The 19508-nt window shown below is 68.3% G+C and carries 20 protein-coding genes; 15 read left to right on the top strand and 5 right to left on the bottom strand.

The features are described from left to right. Nucleotides 1-67: 67 nt before the first annotated feature. Nucleotides 68-322, top strand: coding sequence for a hypothetical protein (locus C882_RS01870; RefSeq protein ID WP_009538830.1), 255 nt, complete (start codon nt 68-70; stop codon nt 320-322). Then, nucleotides 319-876 carry a hypothetical protein gene (locus tag C882_RS01865; RefSeq protein WP_051999929.1) on the top strand — a complete coding sequence of 186 codons (558 nt, stop codon included), beginning with the start codon at nt 319-321 and terminating at the stop codon, nt 874-876. Before C882_RS01870 ends, C882_RS01865 begins: the two co-directional genes overlap by 4 nt. A 70-nt stretch (nt 877-946) precedes the next feature. Here C882_RS01865 and C882_RS01860 read toward each other — a convergent pair whose 3' ends face one another. The 4 genes from C882_RS01860 to lptG all read right to left on the bottom strand — a co-directional run bounded on the left by C882_RS01860 (nt 947) and on the right by lptG (nt 5858). Beyond that, on the bottom strand, nt 947-2368 hold the full coding sequence (locus tag C882_RS01860; RefSeq protein WP_009538828.1) for an amidase: 1422 nt from the start codon (nt 2366-2368) through the stop codon (nt 947-949). A 145-nt stretch (nt 2369-2513) separates the two neighbouring features. Next, nucleotides 2514-3197, bottom strand: a complete 684-nt coding sequence (locus C882_RS01855) for a phosphatase PAP2 family protein (protein WP_009538827.1) — start codon at nt 3195-3197, stop codon at nt 2514-2516. Beyond that, nucleotides 3194-4738 (bottom strand): ArnT family glycosyltransferase, encoded by a 1545-nt coding sequence (locus C882_RS01850; RefSeq protein ID WP_009538826.1) that lies wholly within the window; start codon nt 4736-4738, stop codon nt 3194-3196. The genes C882_RS01855 and C882_RS01850 overlap by 4 nt, the downstream gene beginning before the upstream one ends. 10 nt (nt 4739-4748) lie before the next feature. After that, nucleotides 4749-5858, bottom strand: coding sequence for an LPS export ABC transporter permease LptG (gene lptG, locus C882_RS01845; protein ID WP_009538825.1), 1110 nt, complete (start codon nt 5856-5858; stop codon nt 4749-4751). A gap of 162 nt (nt 5859-6020) precedes the next feature. Between lptG and C882_RS01840 the strand changes: the two genes are divergently transcribed. The 6 genes from C882_RS01840 (at nt 6021) to C882_RS01815 (ending at nt 11897) form a co-directional block, all read left to right on the top strand. After that, nucleotides 6021-6602, top strand: a complete 582-nt coding sequence (locus C882_RS01840; RefSeq protein WP_009538824.1) for a cob(I)yrinic acid a,c-diamide adenosyltransferase — start codon at nt 6021-6023, stop codon at nt 6600-6602. Between the two features lie 179 nt (nt 6603-6781). Continuing rightward, nucleotides 6782-7531: an electron transfer flavoprotein subunit beta/FixA family protein gene (locus C882_RS01835; protein ID WP_043643042.1), complete on the top strand. Its 750-nt coding sequence runs from the start codon at nt 6782-6784 to the stop codon at nt 7529-7531. Then, the gene (locus tag C882_RS01830) at nt 7531-8484 is read left to right on the top strand and encodes an electron transfer flavoprotein subunit alpha/FixB family protein (RefSeq protein ID WP_009538823.1); all 954 of its coding nucleotides are present in this window, start codon (nt 7531-7533) and stop codon (nt 8482-8484) included. Before C882_RS01835 ends, C882_RS01830 begins: the two co-directional genes overlap by 1 nt. Nucleotides 8485-8562: 78 nt before the next feature. Continuing rightward, a complete protein-coding gene (locus C882_RS01825) occupies nt 8563-9432 on the top strand; it encodes a 3-hydroxybutyryl-CoA dehydrogenase (RefSeq protein ID WP_009538822.1) in 870 nt (289 codons plus the stop codon). A 123-nt stretch (nt 9433-9555) separates the two neighbouring features. Continuing rightward, the gene (locus tag C882_RS01820) at nt 9556-11223 is read left to right on the top strand and encodes an ArnT family glycosyltransferase (protein WP_009538821.1); all 1668 of its coding nucleotides are present in this window, start codon (nt 9556-9558) and stop codon (nt 11221-11223) included. Next, nucleotides 11220-11897: a phosphatase PAP2 family protein gene (locus C882_RS01815; protein ID WP_009538820.1), complete on the top strand. Its 678-nt coding sequence runs from the start codon at nt 11220-11222 to the stop codon at nt 11895-11897. The genes C882_RS01820 and C882_RS01815 overlap by 4 nt, the downstream gene beginning before the upstream one ends. A 6-nt stretch (nt 11898-11903) precedes the next feature. On the opposite strand, the gene C882_RS01810 is transcribed toward C882_RS01815, so the two are convergent. Continuing rightward, complete coding sequence (locus tag C882_RS01810) at nt 11904-12398, bottom strand: TlpA disulfide reductase family protein (RefSeq protein WP_009538819.1); 495 nt, start codon at nt 12396-12398, stop codon at nt 11904-11906. Between the two features lie 119 nt (nt 12399-12517). On the opposite strand from C882_RS01810, the gene argH reads away from it, so the two are divergent. The 7 genes from argH to C882_RS01780 all read left to right on the top strand — a co-directional run bounded on the left by argH (nt 12518) and on the right by C882_RS01780 (nt 19505). Beyond that, complete coding sequence (gene argH / locus C882_RS01805) at nt 12518-13963, top strand: argininosuccinate lyase (RefSeq protein WP_009538818.1); 1446 nt, start codon at nt 12518-12520, stop codon at nt 13961-13963. Next, nucleotides 13960-14112 (top strand): hypothetical protein, encoded by a 153-nt coding sequence (locus tag C882_RS24865; RefSeq protein WP_009538817.1) that lies wholly within the window; start codon nt 13960-13962, stop codon nt 14110-14112. Before argH ends, C882_RS24865 begins: the two co-directional genes overlap by 4 nt. Before the next feature lie 12 nt (nt 14113-14124). Further along, on the top strand, nt 14125-15402 hold the full coding sequence (gene lysA / locus C882_RS01800) for a diaminopimelate decarboxylase (RefSeq protein WP_009538816.1): 1278 nt from the start codon (nt 14125-14127) through the stop codon (nt 15400-15402). 277 nt (nt 15403-15679) lie between these two features. After that, entirely contained in the window at nt 15680-16693 is a 1014-nt protein-coding gene (locus C882_RS01795; protein ID WP_083875651.1) for a bifunctional riboflavin kinase/FAD synthetase, read from the top strand. A 41-nt stretch (nt 16694-16734) separates the two neighbouring features. Beyond that, entirely contained in the window at nt 16735-17223 is a 489-nt protein-coding gene (gene lspA / locus C882_RS01790; RefSeq protein ID WP_009538814.1) for a signal peptidase II, read from the top strand. A 31-nt stretch (nt 17224-17254) separates the two neighbouring features. Then, a complete protein-coding gene (locus C882_RS01785) occupies nt 17255-17824 on the top strand; it encodes a DUF3035 domain-containing protein (protein ID WP_043643038.1) in 570 nt (189 codons plus the stop codon). A 160-nt stretch (nt 17825-17984) separates the two neighbouring features. Beyond that, nucleotides 17985-19505: a M16 family metallopeptidase gene (locus C882_RS01780; protein ID WP_009538812.1), complete on the top strand. Its 1521-nt coding sequence runs from the start codon at nt 17985-17987 to the stop codon at nt 19503-19505. The last annotated feature ends 3 nt before the right edge of the window (nt 19506-19508 follow it).

Below are 19508 nucleotides of genomic sequence, written 5' to 3'. Positions count from 1 at the left end.
GCGGGCGCGCAACAATGGTTGTCAATTGACAACCGCGCGCTCCGGAACCATCCTTGGGGGACGATGGATGACGCGCGGGAAACACCCGAACAAGGACATCCGGGCGGCGGTTGAGCACGCCTTGAAGCACGGCTGGCGGCTTAAGCCGGCGAAGGGACACGGCTGGGGCGTCCTTTTCTGCCCGGAGAACGACCCGGCGTGCCGCAGCGGCAAGTTCTGCATCAAGTCCGTCTGGAGCACGCCGCGCCGCCCTGAAGAGCATGCCCGCGATATTCGCAAATGGGTCGATGACTGCATCCACATGGGAGATGCCAAGAAATGAGCGACAGGACGTTCAGGTTCGACCTCGCGTTCGCACTTGCGGATCCAAGCCAGGACGTGGAAGAGTTGCTCGACCCCCTTTTCGAGGCGGGTTGCGACGATGCCTTGATCGGATGGAATGGCAAGGGCAGCCTCGGGGCGACTTTCAGCCGTGAGGCGGATTGCGCGGCCACCGCAATACGAACCGGCATCCGCGACGTTCAAACCGGCGCCCCAGGCGCGGCCCTTTACCTCGTCGACCCAGACCTCGTCAGCGCCAGCGACATTGCCTTCATGGTCGAGTGCTCGCGCCAGAACGTGCGCAAGCACCTGGAAAAGAACGCCCCGGACATGCCAAGCCCGGCGCACCTGGGCAACCCAGCCCTCTGGCATCTGGCGGAAATCGGGCCGTGGCTGATCGCGAACACGCCGCTGCGCATTCCGCGCGAAACGCTGGAGGTGGCGCGCGAGGCCATGCGCATCAACCTGGACCTGACGCGCCAGCGCCTGGAGTCGCTTCCTCCCCTGCCCGAGCAAGAAGAGTCGTGGGAGACTCCACGGACCGCCCACGGCTAAAGGACTGAAGGGTTCGGGAAGCTGTGCTTCCCGATCAGGGTGATCGGGGGACCGAGGCCCCCCGCGTCCGTCAGCCGCCAACCGGCTCCACCGGCACCCGCCCCCGCTCTCCCAGCACCCCCTCCAGCAGCGCCGCCTGCCCCAGCAGCGCGGCCTCTCCGCGCGGCCGCCCGACAAGCTGAACTCCGACCGGCAGCCCCGCCGCCGTCCGCCCGGCGGGCAGGCTGAGGGCCGGGCAGCTGGTCAGGGTGATGGCGAAGGTGATGGCGAGCCAGTCGACGTAGTTGTCGAATCGCACCCCGTTCACCTCCTCCACCCAGCGCTGTTCCACCGGGAAGGGCGGGACGATGGCGGTCGGGCAGGCGAGCAGGTCGAAGTCCGCCAGCACGCCAGCGACCTTCTCGAACACCTTGGCGCGCAGGCGCTCGGCACGCGCGATGTCGGCCATGGTCAGCGCGCGGCCTTTCTCGATGTTCCACACCACCTCGGGCTTGAGCTGGTCGCGCTTGTGGTCGAGCAGCGGCCCCATGGTGGTGGCGAAGCTGGCCGCGCGGAGCGTCTGGAAGGCCTCGCGCGCCGCCGAGAGGTCCAGCCGCACCTCCTCCACCACCGCGCCGGCGTCCTCGTAGCGGCGCACCGCCCGGGCGCAGATGTCCGCCACCTCGGGGTCCACCGGCCCCAGCCCCAGGTCAGGCGACCAGGCGACGCGGCGGGGCAGGCTCGGGCGTTCGGCGCTGGCGAGGAAGGGGGCGGCGGGCGGCTCCAGGGCGATGGGGTCGCGCACGTCCGGCCGGGCGAAGGCGTCCAGCATCAGCGCCACGTCGGCAACGGTGCGCGCCATCGGCCCTTCCACCCACAGCGTCCCCCACGGCTCGCGCGCCGGGCCGCGCGGCACGCGGCCGGGGCTCGGGCGCAGGCCGACGATGCCGCAGAACGAGGCCGGCGTGCGCAAGGACCCGCCCAGGTCGGAGCCCGTCGCCAGCCATGCCATGCCGGTCGCCAGGGCCACCGCCGACCCGCCGGACGATCCGCCGCAGGTGAGTGCGGTGTTCCAGGGGTTCCGCGTGACGCCGAAAACATCGTTGAAGGTGTTGGCGCCCGCGCCCCATTCGGGCGTGTTGGACTTGCCCAGCACCACGCCGTCGCGGGCCTCCAGCGCCTCGACGCAGGCATCGGTGCGCGTCGGAACCGTCTCGGCGAACAACGTCGAGCCGTAGGTGGTGCGCACGCCCTTCACGTCCGTCAGGTCCTTGACCACCAGCGGCAGCCCCGCCAGCCACCCCGGCGCGGTGACATCGCCCCGCCCCTCCATGGCGCGGCGGGCGGCGGCGCGGGCGCGGTCGGGGCAGAGCGTCGGCAGGGCGTTGACCACCGGATCGACGGCCGCGATGCGAGCGAGTGCGGCCTCCACCAGGTCCAGCGGAGAGACCTTGCCGGCGCGCAGCAGGCGCACGGCCTCCACGGCGGTCAGGCGGATCAGGTCGTCGCTCATGGCGGCTCTCCGGTTTTTTTTGCGTTCAGGCGCCACTAAGGCTCACGCGCCTGACTGGCGCGGGGTCCCACTGTGTGCTCCGCACACGCCTTCGGCTCCGGGACCCTATTCGCCCTCTTCGACCATGAAATAGTCGAAGAGGGCTCTACCGTTTCCCCAGGATCAGGCGGTGCAGCGCCCAGGTCACGGTCAGGACGATCACTGCCGACCAGATGGTGTCAGACAGGAAATGGCCGCCCTGCACGATGCGCACGAAGCTGACCATCAGGCCGAAGACCAGCGCCAGCGCCACCGCCTCGGCCCGGTGGCGCTTGGGCACCAGGAAGGCGAAGGCCACCGCCCAAAAGCCCAGCGCGCCGTGGCCCGAGGTGAAGGAGCAGTTGGACACGCACTGGTCCACGATCATGCCCGGGGGCGCGTAGGGGAACTCGCCGCCGAACACGGCCATGTCGTTGGGCCGGCCGCGCCCCCAGTTCTCCTTCAGCAGGGAATTGACGATCAGCCCCGGCCCGATCACCAGCGAGGAGACCAGGAAGCCCGTAACTCGCCCGTCGATGCCAAGGAATTTCTGGCGGTAGATCAGACCCGCGCCCCACAGGAAGATGACGAACAGCAGCGCGCCGATCATCACCGTCGGCAAGCCCTTGCGCACGAACTCGGCGAACCATCCGCGGCCGTGCACCCATCCCCCGCCGGGCTCGTAGAACAGGCCGCTGACCCACAGGTCCAGCCCCGGGAACAGCAGGAAAAACCACGTCAGCGCCAGCAGCCACACCGCCCAGTGGCGGCGGAACGAGGCGCCCAGCGATTCAAGAATCCTCTCGATCACGATCCCTCGTACCCCTTGAAACCGTCCAGGCGCCAGACGTTCAGGCGCACCGCGTAATCCTCCGACAGCGCCACCCGCAGCACGGACACCTGCTCCGCCTGGGCGAATCGGTTGGTGATGCGCGCCGGATCGTCCTGCTCCGTCACGTAGAGGAAGGGCCCCTCATCGCCGGATTCAAGCGGCATTTCAAGCTGATAGTGGTTGCCCGGGTAGTCGTAGGGCGCCCACATCTTCGCCTGAAACGGATAGGGCCGCACATAGTAGACAAGCGTCGCCATGGCCTTGCGTTCGTCGAACAGCAGGCGGGCATCGGGGGCGGCCAGGCGCAGGTCGGACAGGGACTGGCCGAGGGCATCCCAGCCGCGCACGCGCTTCAGCGGGTCCATCTTGTCGCCGGGCTCGATGCCCGCCAGCGGCGCGAGCACCCCGAAGTTGTAGAGCACCAGCGCGGCCGCCACATGAATGGCGACGCCGGTCTTCAGCAGCCATGCCTTTTCCCGCGTCAGCAGCCACGCCGGGACCAGCACCGCACCCGCCACATAGGCCGTGGCCGCCCAGTTGGCGTTCGCGCGGCTCAGCAGTCCCTGGAAGGTCATGAAGGCGAGGACCGGCAGGGTGAAGGCCAGCAGCAGGCGAAAACGCGGATCGGCAGCGGCCGACCGCCAGCGGGCGAAGACGACCCACAGCAGCACGGCGAAGAACACCGGCCCGAACACGCCGAACTGGCTGCCCAGGAACTCGCCCAGTTCGTCAAGGTTGAACAACTCGTTGCCCAGGTTGGCGTTGCTCTGGGTGTGGGCGTAGGAGACGAAGTCGTTGGACCAGTTCCACCACACGTTGGGCGCATAGAGCGCCGCGGCGACCAGCAACGCCAGCCACGGCCCCGCCTTGCGCACCTGACCCCGCAGGGCCGGCACCCACGCCATGCTGATCGCCAGCGAGACGACGAAGAACAGCATGGCGTACTTGGACATCATGCCAAGCCCGACGAACACCCCCAGCGCCAGCCACCAGGGCAGCGACCGTGCCGGGGCCTCCAGGATTCGCACCAGCGCCAGCAGGGCCAGCGCCCAGAACAGCAGCAGGAACGGGTCGGTGGTGATGACCAGCGACGAGAACGACACGCCGGGCATCAGCACATAGCCGATGGCGGCCCAGAACCCGATCCGGTCGTCGGAAAACAGCCGCCGCCCCACATGGTACAGCGCCAGCGCCGCCCCGAAATGGGCCAGCGGGGCGCCCAGCTTGACGCAGACCTCGCCATCACCGCAGACGGCAGTGGTCGCGGCGATGGCCCAGGCGACCATGGGCGGCTTGGAGAAGTACCCGAAGTCCGGGTCCTGCGCCCACAGCCAGTACTGGGCCTCGTCGAAGGACAGGTTGATGTCCAGCGCCGCCAGCGCCATGACGCGCCACACCGTGATGGCGCCCAGAAGCAGGGTGACGACGGTGGGGCCGAACAGCGCGGCGCCGCCGGGCGGGCCGGCGGCGCCTGGCGTGGACCCGGAGCCGGACGATTGCGAAACGAAACGGGGGGACATGGAGGAAGCTCTAACCGTCCTCGAGATGGAACAGGGATGCCACGCCCAGCAGCAGCGTCACCGCCGCCGGCGACCACGCCGCCAGCACAAGGGGCAGCGTTTCGGACAGGCCCAGGGCATAAGTGACCTTGCTGTAGAAGTACAGCGCGAACCCGGCGATCACGCCGCCCAGGACGCGCATCATCAGCTTGCCCGAGCGCAAGTTGGGATTGATGGTGAACACAGCCGCCACCAGCACCATGGCCGCCAGCAGCACCGGCGACGCCAGCAGCGTGTGCCAGTACAGCGTATGGCGGTGGGCCGAGAACCCGGCCGCCTCGAAAAAGCGTATGAACTCGGGCAGTTCCCAGAACGACACGCTTTCCGGCTGGGCGAATTTTTCCTGAATGCGGCCGATCGTCAGCGTGGTCGGCAGCGTCATGCTCTCCAGGTGCTCGCTGGGCAGGCCGGGCGCCATGATCCAGACGTCGCGCAGCGCGAACTCCTGGTCGGCCAGTTCGGCGCTCCTGGCCTCGATGCGGCGGATGAAGTCGTCCTCGCCCTTCATCTCGAACACCGACACGCCGCTCATGTGCAGGGTGTAGTTGTCCTGCCGGACGAACTCGGCACGCATGACCGCGGTGCGCTCGCCCGGTCCGGCCTCGCGCAGCCACAGGCCACCGCCGCTCAGTTCCAGCGTGCCGTCGGGGTCCTGCTCGACGAACTCCTGCTCCAGCGCCTGATAGCGGGCGAACAGCTTGGCGCCGACCGGGTTGACGACCGTCACCTGGAAGGCACCGATCAGCACCGTCGCCACCAGGATGGGCGCCAGGAACTGCCAGGCGGAGACGCCGGCGGCGCGCAAGATCACCAGTTCGGACGTGCGCGACAGCCGCCAGAAGGCCACCATCCCGCCGATCAGCACCACGAAGGGCAGTACGGTCTGGATCATGTTGGGAAGCTTCAGCAGCGCCATCATGACAAGCGTTGCGGCCGGCGTGCCCGTGTCGGCGGCACGGCGCAGAAGCTCGATCAGGTCGAACAGCAGGATCAACCCGGCAATCACCAGCAGCGTCCCCAGGAACGCCATCAGGAAGTTCCGCGTCACGTAACGCGAGAGAGTCGGATAGATCCGCAACACGAGACCGATTGTCCTTTGCATGGCCGGACGCGACGGCGCATTCTAGCCGCGCAATCGCGCCCGCGAAACCGCCGGAGGCATCCCGCCGCCCCGGCCGGGCATTTTTGTGCAGCGCGGCAACCGCAACACCGAAGCGCACCGGAGTATGGGGAGCAGAGTCACATGGTTCAACTCACGCGCATCTACACCCGTGGCGGCGACAAAGGCAAGACGTCGCTGGGCGATGGCAAGCGCGTCCCCAAGCACGACCTGCGCGTCGACGCCTACGGCACCGTCGACGAAGTGAACGCCGTCATCGGCCTGGCGCGGCTGCACACGGCGGGTTCGGCCGCCGATCAGATGCTCATGCGCATCCAGAACGACCTGTTCGACCTGGGCGCCGACCTGTGCATCCCCCTGCCCGAAGAGGCCGCCGATCCCGAGGCGGAAAAGATGGCCCTGCGTATCGAATCGGGACAGGTGGAGCGCCTGGAGGCGGAAATCGACTCCATGAACGCCGACCTGGAACCGTTGAAAAGCTTCGTGTTGCCGGGCGGCGATCCGGCGGCGGCGCACCTGCATCTCGGCCGCACCGTGGCCCGCCGCGCCGAACGGGTGATGACCGCCCTGGCCGAGGCCGAAGGCGTGAATCCCGAGGCGATCCGCTATATGAATCGCCTGTCGGACCATCTTTTCGTCATGGCCCGCTACCTGAATGCCCAGGGGCCGGGCGATGTGCTGTGGGTGCCCGGCGGCAACCGTTGATCGTAACAAACGAAAATCGAACCCGGCCGTGATTGACACGAAATTCCAGACACTTTATTTTGCGCCGCAAACAAAAGGTTGCGCGTAGCGCGCGACGACGGGCCGAAACGTGTCATAGTCCGGCCGTTATGCCCCGTCGGGGGAGAAAGACCGAACGCAACCGCTGAGACAGGAAATCCATGAAGGTTCTCGTCGCCGTCAAGCGGGTCGTCGACTACAACGTCAAGATCCGCGTCAAAGCAGACCAGTCCGGCGTTGAAACGTCCAACGTCAAGATGTCCATGAACCCCTTCGACGAAATTGCCGTCGAAGAAGCCGTGCGCCTGAAAGAGGCCGGCACGGCGACCGAGGTCGTGGCCGTCAGCATGGGCGTTCAGCAAAGCCAGGAGACCCTCCGCACCGCGCTCGCCATGGGCGCGGACCGTGGCGTCCTCGTCCAGACCGACGAGGAACTGCAGCCGCTGGCCGTCGCCAAGCTGCTGAAGTCGGTGGTGGAAAAAGAGCAGCCGGACCTGGTGGTCCTCGGCAAGCAGGCCATCGACGACGACAGCAACCAGACCGGCCAGATGCTCGCCGCCCTGATGGGCTGGCCGCAGGGCACCTTCGCCTCGAAGGTGGAACTGGCGGACGGCTCGGTGCAGGTCACCCGCGAGATCGACGGCGGCCTGGAGACGGTCAAGCTGAACATGCCGGCCGTGGTCACCACCGACCTGCGCCTGAACCAGCCGCGCTATGCGTCGCTGCCCAACATCATGAAGGCGAAGAAGAAGCCGATCGAGACGCTCTCGCCGTCCGATCTGGGCGTTGACGTCGCGCCGCGCCTGACGACCCTCAAGGTCGAAGAGCCCGCCGCGCGCAAGGGCGGCATCAAGGTGCCCGACGTCGCCACCCTGGTCGACAAGCTGAAGAACGAAGCGAAGGTGATCTGATGAGCATTCTCGTCATCGGCGAAATTTTCGAGGGCGCCCTGCGCTCGAGCGTCTACCCGACCGTCACCGCCGCCAAGCAGCTGTCCGACAAGGGCGCCGGCGACATCCACCTGCTGGTCGCCGGCAAGGACATCGGCCCCGCCGCCGAGGCCGCCGCCAAGATCGACGGCGTCGCCAAGGTGCTGAAGGTGGACGCGGAAACGTACGCCCACCCGCTGGCTGAGCCCCTGTCGCTGCTGATCAAGGGCATGGCCGAGGGCTACAGCCACATCCTGGCCCCGGCCGATACCTTCGGCAAGAACGTCATGCCGCGCGTCGCCGCGCTGCTGGACGTGGCGCAGATTTCCGAGATTTCGGAAGTGCTGGAGCAGGACACCTTTGTCCGCCCCATCTACGCCGGCAACGCCATGGCCACGGTGCAGTCCAAGGACAGCATCAAGATCATCACCGTGCGCGGCACCAACTTCGACGGTGCGGCCCCCGAGGGCGGCTCCGCTTCCGTCGAGGACGCGGGCGCGGGCGATGATCCGGCCGTCTCCAGCTTCGTCGGCCAGGAGCTGTCGAAGTCCGAGCGGCCCGAGCTGACCAGCGCCAAGATCGTCGTCTCCGGCGGCCGCGGCATGGGCTCGGGCGAGAACTTCAAGCACATCGAGGCGCTGGCCGACAAGCTGGGCGCCGCCGTCGGTGCCTCGCGCGCCGCCGTCGACGCGGGCTTCGTGCCCAACGACTACCAGGTCGGCCAGACCGGCAAGGTCGTCGCGCCGGAGCTGTACATCGCGGTGGGCATCTCGGGGGCCATCCAGCATCTTGCCGGCATGAAGGACTCCAAGGTGATCGTCGCCATCAACAAGGACGAGGAAGCGCCCATCTTCCAGGTCGCCGACTACGGCCTCGTCGCCGACCTGTTCCAGGCTCTGCCGGAGCTGGAGCAGGAAATCGACAAGGTCAAATAAGTACTGCAAATCAAAAAGCGAGAGCGTAGAGGCTTCTCTGGGTCGTCACGGTTTGCCAGCCAAGGAAAGGCCAGTTTCATGATCAAGAAGATCGGCGTTATCGGCGCCGGCCAGATGGGTAACGGCATCGCCCACGTGTGCGCCCTGAACGGTTACGACGTCCAGCTCGTGGACATCAACCCGACTCAGCTCGAGAAGGCTCTGGGGACGATCGGGAAGAACCTCGACCGTCAGCTCAAGAAGGGCAAGATCAGCGATGCGGACCGGCGGGCGACGCTGGACCGCATCGCCACCGGAACCGACTTCGAGTTCTCGACCTGCGATGTCGTCATCGAGGCGGCGACCGAGGACGAGGCCGTGAAGAAGGAGATCTTCGCCAAGGTCTGCCCGTCGCTGAAGCCCGAAGCGATCCTGTGCACCAACACCTCGTCGATCTCGGTCACGCGCCTGGGTGCCACCACCGACCGTCCCGGCAAGTTCATGGGCATGCACTTCATGAACCCCGTGCCGGTCATGGCGTTGGTGGAACTGATCCGCGGCATCGCGACCGACGAGAGCACGTTCGCCGAAATCCGCACCTTCACCGAGTCGCTCAACAAGCAGCCGGTGAACGCCGAGGATTTCCCGGCCTTCATCGTCAACCGCATCCTGCTGCCGATGATCAACGAAGCCGTCTACACCCTCTATGAGGGCGTGGGCTCGGTGGAGGCCATCGACACGGCGATGAAGCTGGGCGCCAACCACCCGATGGGCCCGCTGGAACTGGCGGACTTCATCGGCCTGGACGTCTGTCTGGCGGTGATGCACGTGCTGCACGACGGCCTGGCGGACACCAAGTACCGCCCCTGCCCGCTGCTCGTGAAGTACGTCGAGGCCGGCTGGCTGGGTCGCAAGACCGGCAAGGGCTTCTACGACTATTCGGGCGAAACGCCGGTACCGACCCGCTAAGAACGGTCAACACCGGTGGGTGGCGCGGCCACCCCGCCTTGTGCTAAACGGCCTCCGGAGCCTCTCCGGAGGCCGTTCCTTTTTTTCGTACCGGCAACCGTCCCAGCTTCAGGAGCGGCGAGCGTGCAGAAACTGACCCAGGGCTGGCGGCCCTATGTCCTGCTGACACTGTTGTGCGCCCTGATCTACATCCCGGGCATCGCACAGGTCCCGCCGCTCGACCGCGACGAAAGCCGCTTCGTTCAGGCGACGCGCCAGATGATGGTCACCGACGACTACGTCACCATCTGGTTCCAGGACCAGCCGCGCCACAAGAAGCCCGTCGGCATTCACTGGCTGCAGTCGGCCAGCGTCTCGGCCCTGGGGCATCCGGAAGCGACGGACATCTGGCCGTACCGGCTGGTCTCGGTGATCGGCGCGACGGCGGCGGTGCTGCTGACCTTCTACTTTGGCGCCGCCTTCTTCGACCGGCGCGTGGCGCTTCTGGGCGCCGGGATCATGGCGGTGACGCTGATGCTGGCGACGGAGGCGCATCAGGCCAAGACCGACGCCGTCCTGCTGGCCTGCGTCGTCGCGGCACAAGGCGCCTTCGGCCGCTTCTACCTACAGGGCAAAGGGGCGGCGAAAGCAGCGCCGCCATCGTGGAACGCCATCCTGTTCTGGTTCGCCATCGGCGCGGGCATCATGATCAAGGGGCCGGTCGTCCCGGTGATCGCCCTGCTGACGATGATTACCGTGGCCGTCGCCGACCGTTCCATCGGATGGCTGCACGGGTTGCGGCCGGTCATGGGCATCCCGCTGGTTCTGGCCGTCGTCCTGCCCTGGTACCTGGCGGTGAACGACGCCACCGACGGCGGCTTCATTGCCGAGGCCGTCGGCAAGGACCTGCTGCCCAAGCTGCTCAGCGGCCAGGAAAGCCATGGCGCTCCACCGGGCTACTACCTGCTGCTGGCGCTGGTGACGTTCTGGCCCGGCAGCCTGTTCCTGTGGCCGAGCCTGTGGCGCGGCTGGAAGGAGCGCAAGACGACGCCCGCCATCCGCTACCTGCTGGCGTGGATCATTCCCGCCTGGATCATGTTCGAGCTGGTGCCCACCAAGCTGCCCCACTACACGCTGCCGCTCTATCCCGCGCTGGCGCTGCTGGTCGCGAGCACCCTGTTCGCCGTGCGCGACCGCACCTACGACCTGCTGTCCTCGCCCGGCGCGCGGGTCTGGTACGGCGTCTGGGCCATCGTCGGCCTGGCGCTGGCGGGGGCGAGCATCGCCCTGCCCATCGTCTACGGCGACGGCATGGAGTGGTGGAGCATCCCCCTGGCCCTGGTGGCCGTGACCTCGGCTGCCTGGCCGTTGTGGCACGCCTTCCGCCGCCGGTTCCTCAATGCCATGGTGATCGCCGGCGGTATGGCGGGCGCCGTTTATATCGGCGTGTTCTCGCTGCTTCTGCCCGACATGGAGCGGCTGGCCGTCAGCCCCCGCCTCGTGGCCGCCTACGACGCCGTGGCCCCGGGCCGGCCGCACCCGCTGGTTTCCGCCGGCTACACCGAACCCAGCCTTGTCTTCCTGGCGGGAACGGAGACGCGCCTGACCACAGGCCAGGGCGCCGCGGGCCACCTGATCGAGAACCCGGGCGCTGTCGCCGCCGTGGAAAGCCGGCATGAGCAGCAGTTCCTGGATGCCATCGCCGCCGCGCCGGGCGTGGAGGTCGAGCCGCTGGAAACCGTCCGCGGCTTCAACTACTCCCGCGGGCGCGACATCACCATCACTCTCTACCGCTCCAAGGCTTCCGGATGATGCTGACTGCCGACCGTTTTGCCCTGCTTCGCCGCCCCCGCTGGGCCGGCGCCTTCGCGCTGGCGGCGCTGGTGGTGGTCTCCATCGGCGTCATCGACAAGCCGCTGACCCTGTGGCTGCACGCCAACATCTCGCAGACCGACTATGGCTTCTGGCGCTCGGTCAGCAAGATCGGCGAGGCGGGCGTGTGGTACATCCTGGCGGTGGGCATGCTGGCGGTGTCGGAGGTCCGCCGCCGCCTCGCCTGGACGCTGACAGGCGCGGCGGAGCAACTGCGCCGGGTGCGGGCCTGGGGCTTCATGGTGCTGTCCATGCTGCTGAGCGGCGCGCTGATCCACGTGGTGAAGTTCACCACCGGCCGCATCCGGCCGGAGGACATGCTGAACACCGACACGCCGCTGTACGGCTTCTATCCGTTCTCCGGCGAGCAGTCGTTCCCTTCGGGCCACAGCCAGGCGATCTTTTCGGCCATGGTGGCGCTGGGTATCCTGTTCCCGCGCCATCGCTGGTGGTTCATCGGCATCGCGTCGCTGGTCGCCTTCAGCCGGGTCGCCACCTATCAGCACTTCCTGTCCGACATCATCGCCGGCAGCGCCATCGGCGTGCTGGTGACGCTGGGGCTGGCGCGGAAATTCTCCAAAAAGGCACCGCTGCGGCTGGGCAAGAAACCCTGACGGGGCTCACCCGTCGGCCGGCGCCCGTTCGGCCAGTTTGCGCAGGGCCGCGATGAAGTCGGGATCCGCCCATTCCGCGATGCCCTCGCGGTAGGCCAGTTTTTCGCCCTCGGGGCCGATCAGCACCGTCGTCGGCATCCCGCGGATCTGAAAGGCCCGCGCCAGCCCCTGGCGCTGGTCGGCAAAGACCTCCAGGTGATCGAGCCCCTGCTCGCGCAGCCAGGCGGGTGCCACCTCCAGCGGCTTGCGGTCCTCGTTCAGAGCGATGACGGTGATGGGATCGTCGGCCGTCGCTTCTGCCAGCGCGTCCAGGTCGGGCATTTCCTTGACGCAGGGGGCGCACCAGGTGGCCCAGAAGTTCAGCACCACCACCTGGCCTTCGAAGTCCGCCAGCGTGATTTCCTCTCCGTCGGCGTTGAGGAACGGCTCTTGCGGCAGGGGGTCGGGATTGGTCACCTTCACCATGAAAGGCACGGTCACGCCGTTTATCTCGGCGGCCATCGGGTCCTGGCCCCTTGCGATCTGGCCCGTTATGGTCATTATCACGAGGGCGGCGGCCACGAGGCCCGCTCCGAAGAACACCGTCTTTCTGCCAGCGACCATTTCCTGAAGAGCCCCTTATGAGCGATACCAAAAAGCAGGCCTCCACCATGTGGGGCGGCCGGTTCAAGAGCGGTCCGTCGGCCATCATGGAGAAGATCAACGCCTCCATCGGCTTCGACAAGCGCTTCTACCGCCAGGACATCATGGGCTCCAAGGCCCATTGCACCATGCTGGTGCGCCAGGGAATCCTGAGCGAGGACGACGGCCGCGCCATCCTGGACGGCCTGGACCAGGTCCTTCAAGAGATCGAGGCCGGGCAGTTCGAGTTCAAGGCCGAGCTTGAGGACATCCACATGAACGTGGAGGCCCGCCTGGCGGAAATCGTCGGCGAGCCGGCCGGGCGCCTGCACACCGCGCGCTCGCGCAACGATCAGGTGGCGACCGACTTCCGCCTGTGGACGCGCGATGCCATCGACCTGATCGACCAGGGGCTGGAAGGGCTTCAGCGCGCGCTGGTGGCCCAGGCGGAAGCGCACGCGGAAACGGTCATGCCCGGCTTCACGCACCTCCAGGCCGCGCAGCCCATCACCTTCGGCCACCACATGATGGCCTATGTGGAGATGGTCGGGCGCGACCGGGGGCGGTTCTCCGACTGCCGCACGCGCCTGAACGAAAGCCCGCTGGGTGCGGCCGCGCTCGCCGGCACCAGCTTCCCCATCGACCGCCACGCCACCGCCGAGATGCTGGGCTTCGACCGCCCCTGCGCCAATTCGCTGGATGCGGTGTCGGACCGCGACTTCGCGCTGGAGTTCCTGTCGGCGGCGTCCATCTGCGCCGTCCACCTGTCGCGTCTAGCCGAAGAGCTGGTCATCTGGACCACCGCCCAGTTCGCCTTCGTGCGTCTGTCGGACGGCTTCTCCACCGGTTCCTCCATCATGCCGCAGAAGCGTAACCCCGACGCCGCCGAGCTGGTGCGCGCCAAGGCGGGCCGCGTGATCGGCGACCTCAACAGCCTGCTCATCGTCATGAAGGGCCTGCCGCTAGCCTATTCCAAGGACATGCAGGACGACAAGGAACCGGTGTTCGAGGCCTTCGACACCCTGGAATTGTGCATCGCCGCCATGGCCGGCATGATCTCCGACCTGGAGGTCAACACCGAGCGCTGCCGCGAGGCCGCGTCGGCCGGCTTCACCACCGCCACCGACCTGGCGGACTGGCTGGTGCGCGAGCTGAACATGCCCTTCCGCAAGGCCCACCACGTCACCGGCTCACTGGTCAAGATGGCCGAGGACAAGGGCTGCGACCTGCCCGACCTGTCGCTGGAAGAAATGCAGTCCGTCGAGCCCGGCATCACCGAGGGCGCCAAGGCGGTTCTGACCGTGGAGGCCAGCGTGCGCAGCCGCACCAGCTTCGGCGGCACCGCGCCCGGCAACGTGCGCTCCGCCGCCCATGCCGCGCGCGACGTCTTCCTGGCCGACGCGCCGACCATCGACGAGGACAGCAACGGGGAGCCGCTGGCATGATGACGCGCCACGTCAAGACCATCGGCCGACTGGCCGTCGTGATGCTCGTTGTCGCCGCCATGGCCGCCCCGCTGGCCGCCTGCGGCAAGCGCGGCTCCAACGAGGCGCCCGAGGATGCCCGCTACCCCCGCACCTACCCCGCCTACTGAGGCCCGCTCTCCATGCATCATTTCACGTCCCGCGACGGCGTCCTCCACTGCGAGGACGTCTCGCTCGAGACCATCGCGGCCGAGGTCGGCACGCCCGTCTACGTCTACTCCACCGCCACGCTGACGCGGCACTGGGGTGTGTTCACCGGCGCGCTGAAGGACGCCGGCCTGGATGCGACCGTGTGCTTCGCCACCAAGGCCAACGGAAACGTGGCCGTCCTGCGCACGCTCGCCGACCTGGGCGCGGGGGCCGACGTGGTCTCGGGCGGGGAGCTGTTCGTGGCGCGCCACGCGGGCGTTCCGGCGGATCGGATCGTGTTCTCGGGCGTCGGCAAGACGCGGGACGAACTGGCCTATGCGCTGGACGAGGGCATCTTCCAGATCAACGTCGAAAGCAAATCCGAGCTGGAGATGCTGGACGCGGTCGCGCGCGAGAAGGGCGTGAAGGCGCCCATCGCCATCCGCATCAACCCGGACGTGGAAGCCGGCACGCACGAAAAGATCACGACGGGCAAGTTCGACAACAAGTTCGGCATCGCCTGGACGCAGGCCCACGCGCTCTACCGCAAGGCGGCGGGGATGGATGGCATCGCGGTCAAGGCCATCGCCATGCACATCGGCAGCCAGATCGCCGACCTGTCGCCGTTTGATGCCGCCTTCGGGCGGATGCGCGACCTGCTGGCGATCCTGCGCAGGGACGGCATCGAGATCGAGCGCCTGGACATCGGCGGCGGCCTGGGCGTGCCCTACGACCGCGAGGGCGACCCCACCCCCATGCCGCCGGCCGACTACGCCCGCGTCATCGCCCGCAACCTGGGCGACCTTGGGTGCAGGCTGGTGCTGGAGCCCGGCCGCCTCATAACCGCCAACGCGGGCGTGCTGCTGAGCCGCGTCGTGCACCGGAAGGAGGGGGCGACGCGCAGCTTCCTCATCTGCGACGCCGGCATGAACGACCTGGCCCGCCCGGCCATGTACGACGCCTTCCACGCCATCGAACCCGTCCGCGCCCCCGCGCCGGGTGTGGAGAATGAACACGTGGACGTGGTCGGCCCCATCTGCGAGAGCAGCGACGTTTTCGGCAAGCAGCGCGCGTTGCCGCCGATGCAGGCCGGCGACCTTCTGGTGTTCCGCACCGCCGGGGCCTATGGCGCGACCATGTCCAACATGTACAACGGCCGCCCGCTCGTGCCCGAGGTTCTGGTGAAGGACGGGGAGTACGCCGTGGTCCGGCGCCGCCCCACCTGGCAGGAAATGATCGCCCTGGAAAGCCCGGCACCCTGGCAGGGATGAGATAGCCGTCTGGCATCGCTCGGCAGCGCCCGGACGTGCAGACGATCGGCGGAGCATCCCTGTCGGAGCCCCTCACCTTGAGCAGGCACGTTCCCGCCACGGCGCGTCCGGATGGCGGAGCGGAATTCGATGCGAGTCGCGGGCCGCTTCGTGACCGTTTCGCCGCCCTTGCCACGGGCGCGGGAATGCACTACCCCTTGAGCCTCCATCGGTGGCCGCGCAAGCCTTGCGCCCGGCCGCCGCATCCGTCCACCGGAAAGGGTCAGACGCCGCGCCCATGCGCATCTTCCGGCATTACGAGGAAGTTTCCCCCGACGTGCGCGGCGCCGTGATCGCGCTCGGCAACTTCGACGGCGTCCACCGCGGCCACCGCGTGGTGCTGGGCACGGCCCTGCGCATCGCGCGGGAGACCGGCGCGCCCGCCGCCGCCATGACCTTCGAGCCGCACCCCCGCATGGTCTTCCGGCCGGATCTGGAACCCTTCCGCCTGACCAGCTTCCGCACCAAGTCGCGCCATATCGCGGCGCTGGGGCTGGACTTCCTCTACGCCCAGCATTTCGACACCGCCTTCGCCTCGAAAACGGCGGAGGACTTCGTGCGTGACGTGCTGGTGGCCGGCCTGGGCGTCAGCCACGTCGTCGTCGGCGCCGACTACGTCTTCGGCAAGGGCAGGCAGGGCGACGTCGCCTTCCTGCGCCAGATGGCCGCCGACCACGGCTTCGACGTCACCTCCGTCGGGTCGGTCACCGCCGAGGACGGCACCATCTACAGTTCCACCAACATCCGGGGCGCCTTGCGCGACGCCCGCCCGCGCGACGCCGCCCGCCTGCTGGGCCGGTTCTGGGAGATCGAGGGCCGGGTGGAGCATGGGGACAAACGCGGACGCACCATCGGCTTCCCCACCGCCAACGTTTCCATCGGAGAGCTTCTGCGCCCCGCCGTCGGCGTCTATGCCGTGCGCGCGGGCGTCGATGCCGGCGAGAACACCGTCTGGATGGACGGCGTCGCCAACTTCGGCCGCCGCCCCACCTTCGACAAGCAGACCCTGCTGCTGGAGGTCCACCTGTTCGACCGCCAGATCGACCTGTACGGCGAGCACCTGCGCGTCGCCCTGGTCGACCACCTGCGCGGCGAGCGCAAGTTTTCCGGGCTGGAGGAACTGAAGGCCCAGATCCAGCGTGACGAGGCGGAGGCCCGCCGCATTCTCGCCACGCTGCCCGGGCACGGTGAGGCCGCGCCGGAAGTGGCCTGGCCCGACGCCTTTGACGCGCCCGGCCCCGCATCCTCGTGACCCCGCCCGACCTGTCCCGCCGCCACCACGAGCCGCCCCGCATGAGCTTCCGTCCCCGCCGCCTGGTTCCCGGCCTGATCCTGGCCCTGGTCATCCTGGTGGTCGACCAGTTGAGCAAGATCTATATCGTCGGCTCGGTCATGGACCCGCCGCGGGTGATCGAGGTGACCGGCTTCTTCAACCTGGTGATGGCGTGGAACTACGGCGTCTCCTTCGGCCTGTTCAACGAGCCCGGCACCCAGCGCTGGATGCTCATCGCCTTGGCACTGGCCGTCTCGGCGGCGCTGGCGGTGTGGATGACGCGCGAGCCGGCACGGGCCACCCGGCTGGCGCTGGGGGCCATCATCGGCGGTGCCATCGGCAACGTCATCGACCGCGTGCGCTGGGGGGCCGTCGCGGACTTTCTCGATTTCCATGCTTTCGGCTATCATTGGCCCGCCTTCAACGTGGCCGATGCGGCCATCGTGGTGGGCGCCGCCGTTCTGGTGCTCGACAACCTGTTCCGTCCCGCCGCGAAAGAATCCGACTGACCGCGGCGGTCTGTGGAGTTTTGGACCCGTGATGCTTCGACCCTCGATGCGATCCCTTGCGACGGCCGGCCTGGTGCTGCTGACCCTGGGGCTGACCGCCTGCGGCAGCGACACCAAGCAGATGCTGGGCCTGGAGCGTACGCCGCCCGATGAGTTCGCCGTGGTCTCGCGCGCGCCGCTGTCGGTGCCGCCCGAATTCTCGCTGCGCCCGCCCGAACCCGGCGCCGCCCGCCCGCAGGAGGGTCGCGCCAGCGACCGCGCCCGCCGCGCGCTGACCGGCACGGAAATGCAGGCCGCCTATCGCCGGGCCGGCCTCAGCCCCGGCGAGTCCACCCTGCTCGCGCGCACCGGTGCCGCCAACGTGCCCGAGGATATCCGCGCCACCATCGACCGCGAGTCCAGCGTGCTGGCCGCCAAGGGGCAGGCCTTTACCGAGCGTCTGGTGTTCTGGCGCGACCCGGAGGCGCCGGGCGCGGTGGTCGATCCCGAGGCCGAGAACCGCCGCATCCGCGAGAACCAGGCCCTGGGCGAGCCCGTTACCAAGGGCGAAACGCCCCGGATCGAGCGCGAGGAAAAGGCCATCTTCGAGGGCCTGTTCTGAACGGGCCGATGAGCTGCCGGACCCGCGCGGCTGCTTGAGGCGCAGCGCCGCGCGGCCCATATCACGCGCAATCCGATGTCCGGGCCCGCCGGCGGAGGTTCGATCCGCCGGCGGGCCCGCGGCGTATCTGCGGTGCCCACCGCCCTTGAGGGAGACGTTCATGCCGTCCGCAGCCGTCCTGCCGAAACCCGCCTCCGCCGCCGTCCGCCGCGTTGCCGGCACGCTGGGTCTGGCGGCCCTCCTCGCGCTGCCGCTTGCGCCGCACGCGCTCGCCACCGAGGAAACGCCGGCCGGCGGAGAGGCCTCCGCCGCGATCGAGGAAAAGGTGTTCGACGCCCACACCTTCACGCTGGACAACGGCCTGCAGGTGGTCGTCATCCCCGACCACCGGGTGCCCGTCGTGACGCAGATGGTGTGGTACAAGGTGGGCGCCGCCGACGAGCCGCCGGGCAAGTCGGGCATCGCTCATTTGTTCGAGCACCTGATGTTCAAGGCGACCGACGAAATTCCTGCCGGCGAGTTCTCGAAAATCGTCGCGCGCAACGGCGGCAACGACAACGCCTTCACCAGCAGCGACTACACGGCCTATTTCCAGAACATCGCCGCCGACCGCCTGGACCTGGTGATGAAGATGGAGGCCGACCGCATGGCCGACCTTCGCCTTGATGAGAAGACGGTGCTGACCGAGCGCGCCGTGGTGCTGGAGGAGCGCCTGTCGCGCGTCGCCAACGAGCCCGGCGCCCTTCTGGGCGAGCGCGTCGACCTGGCGCTGTGGACCGTCCACCCCTACCGCAACCCTGTCATCGGCTGGGAACACGAACTCACCGAGCTGACCCGCGAGGATGCGGTCGAGTTTTACCGCCAGTGGTACGCGCCCAACAACGCCACGCTGGTCGTCGCCGGCGACGTCACCGTCGAGCAGGTGCGCGAACTGGCGGAAAAGCATTACGGCCCCATCGAGCGCGGCCCCGACTTCACGCGCGAGCGCGTCACCGACCTGCCGCCGGGCGCCGACACGCGGGTCGTCATGCGCCACCCGCGCGTCACCCAGCCGTCGTGGAACCGCCAGTACGTGGCGCCCAGCTACAACATCGGCGAAGACTGGGAGCCTTACGCGCTTCAGGTGCTGTCCGAAATTCTGGGCGGCGGCACCACCAGCCGCCTCTACCAGGACCTGGTGGTTGACGAGAAGGTCGCCGTTTCCGCCGGCGCCTGGTACCGCGCCACCGCCGTGGACTATGGCGTCTTCGGCTTCTACGGCACCCCCGCCCCCGGCCAGGACCCGGACGCGGTTGAGGCCGCCATCGAGGCGCGCATCGCCGACGTGCTGGAAAACGGCGTGACCGAGGAAGAGGTCGCCCAGGCCAAGCAGCGCCTGCGCGCTGGGCTGGTCTACGCCCGCGACTCCAGCCAGTCCGCCGCCCGCACCATTGGCGCGGCCCTGACCACCGGTTCGACGCTCGAAGACGTGCAGGCCTGGCCGTCCCGCATCGGCGCCGTCACCCGTGAACAGGTGGTGGAGGCCGCGCGCTCGGTCCTGGGCGAAGGCCAGTCGGCCACCGGCGTCCTGCTGCCGGGGAACCCCGAGGAAACCGCCGCCGTGCCCGCCGATGCCCCGGCCCCCGCCGGCGGCGCCGGGCCCGCCATGCCCGCCGACGACACCGCCGGCCATCCCGGCTGAGAC

Origin of the sequence: Caenispirillum salinarum AK4, assembly GCF_000315795.1 — a bacterium.
GTDB lineage: Bacteria > Pseudomonadota > Alphaproteobacteria > Rhodospirillales > Rhodospirillaceae > Caenispirillum > Caenispirillum salinarum.
This window is presented reverse-complemented; position numbering and strand designations above follow the sequence as displayed.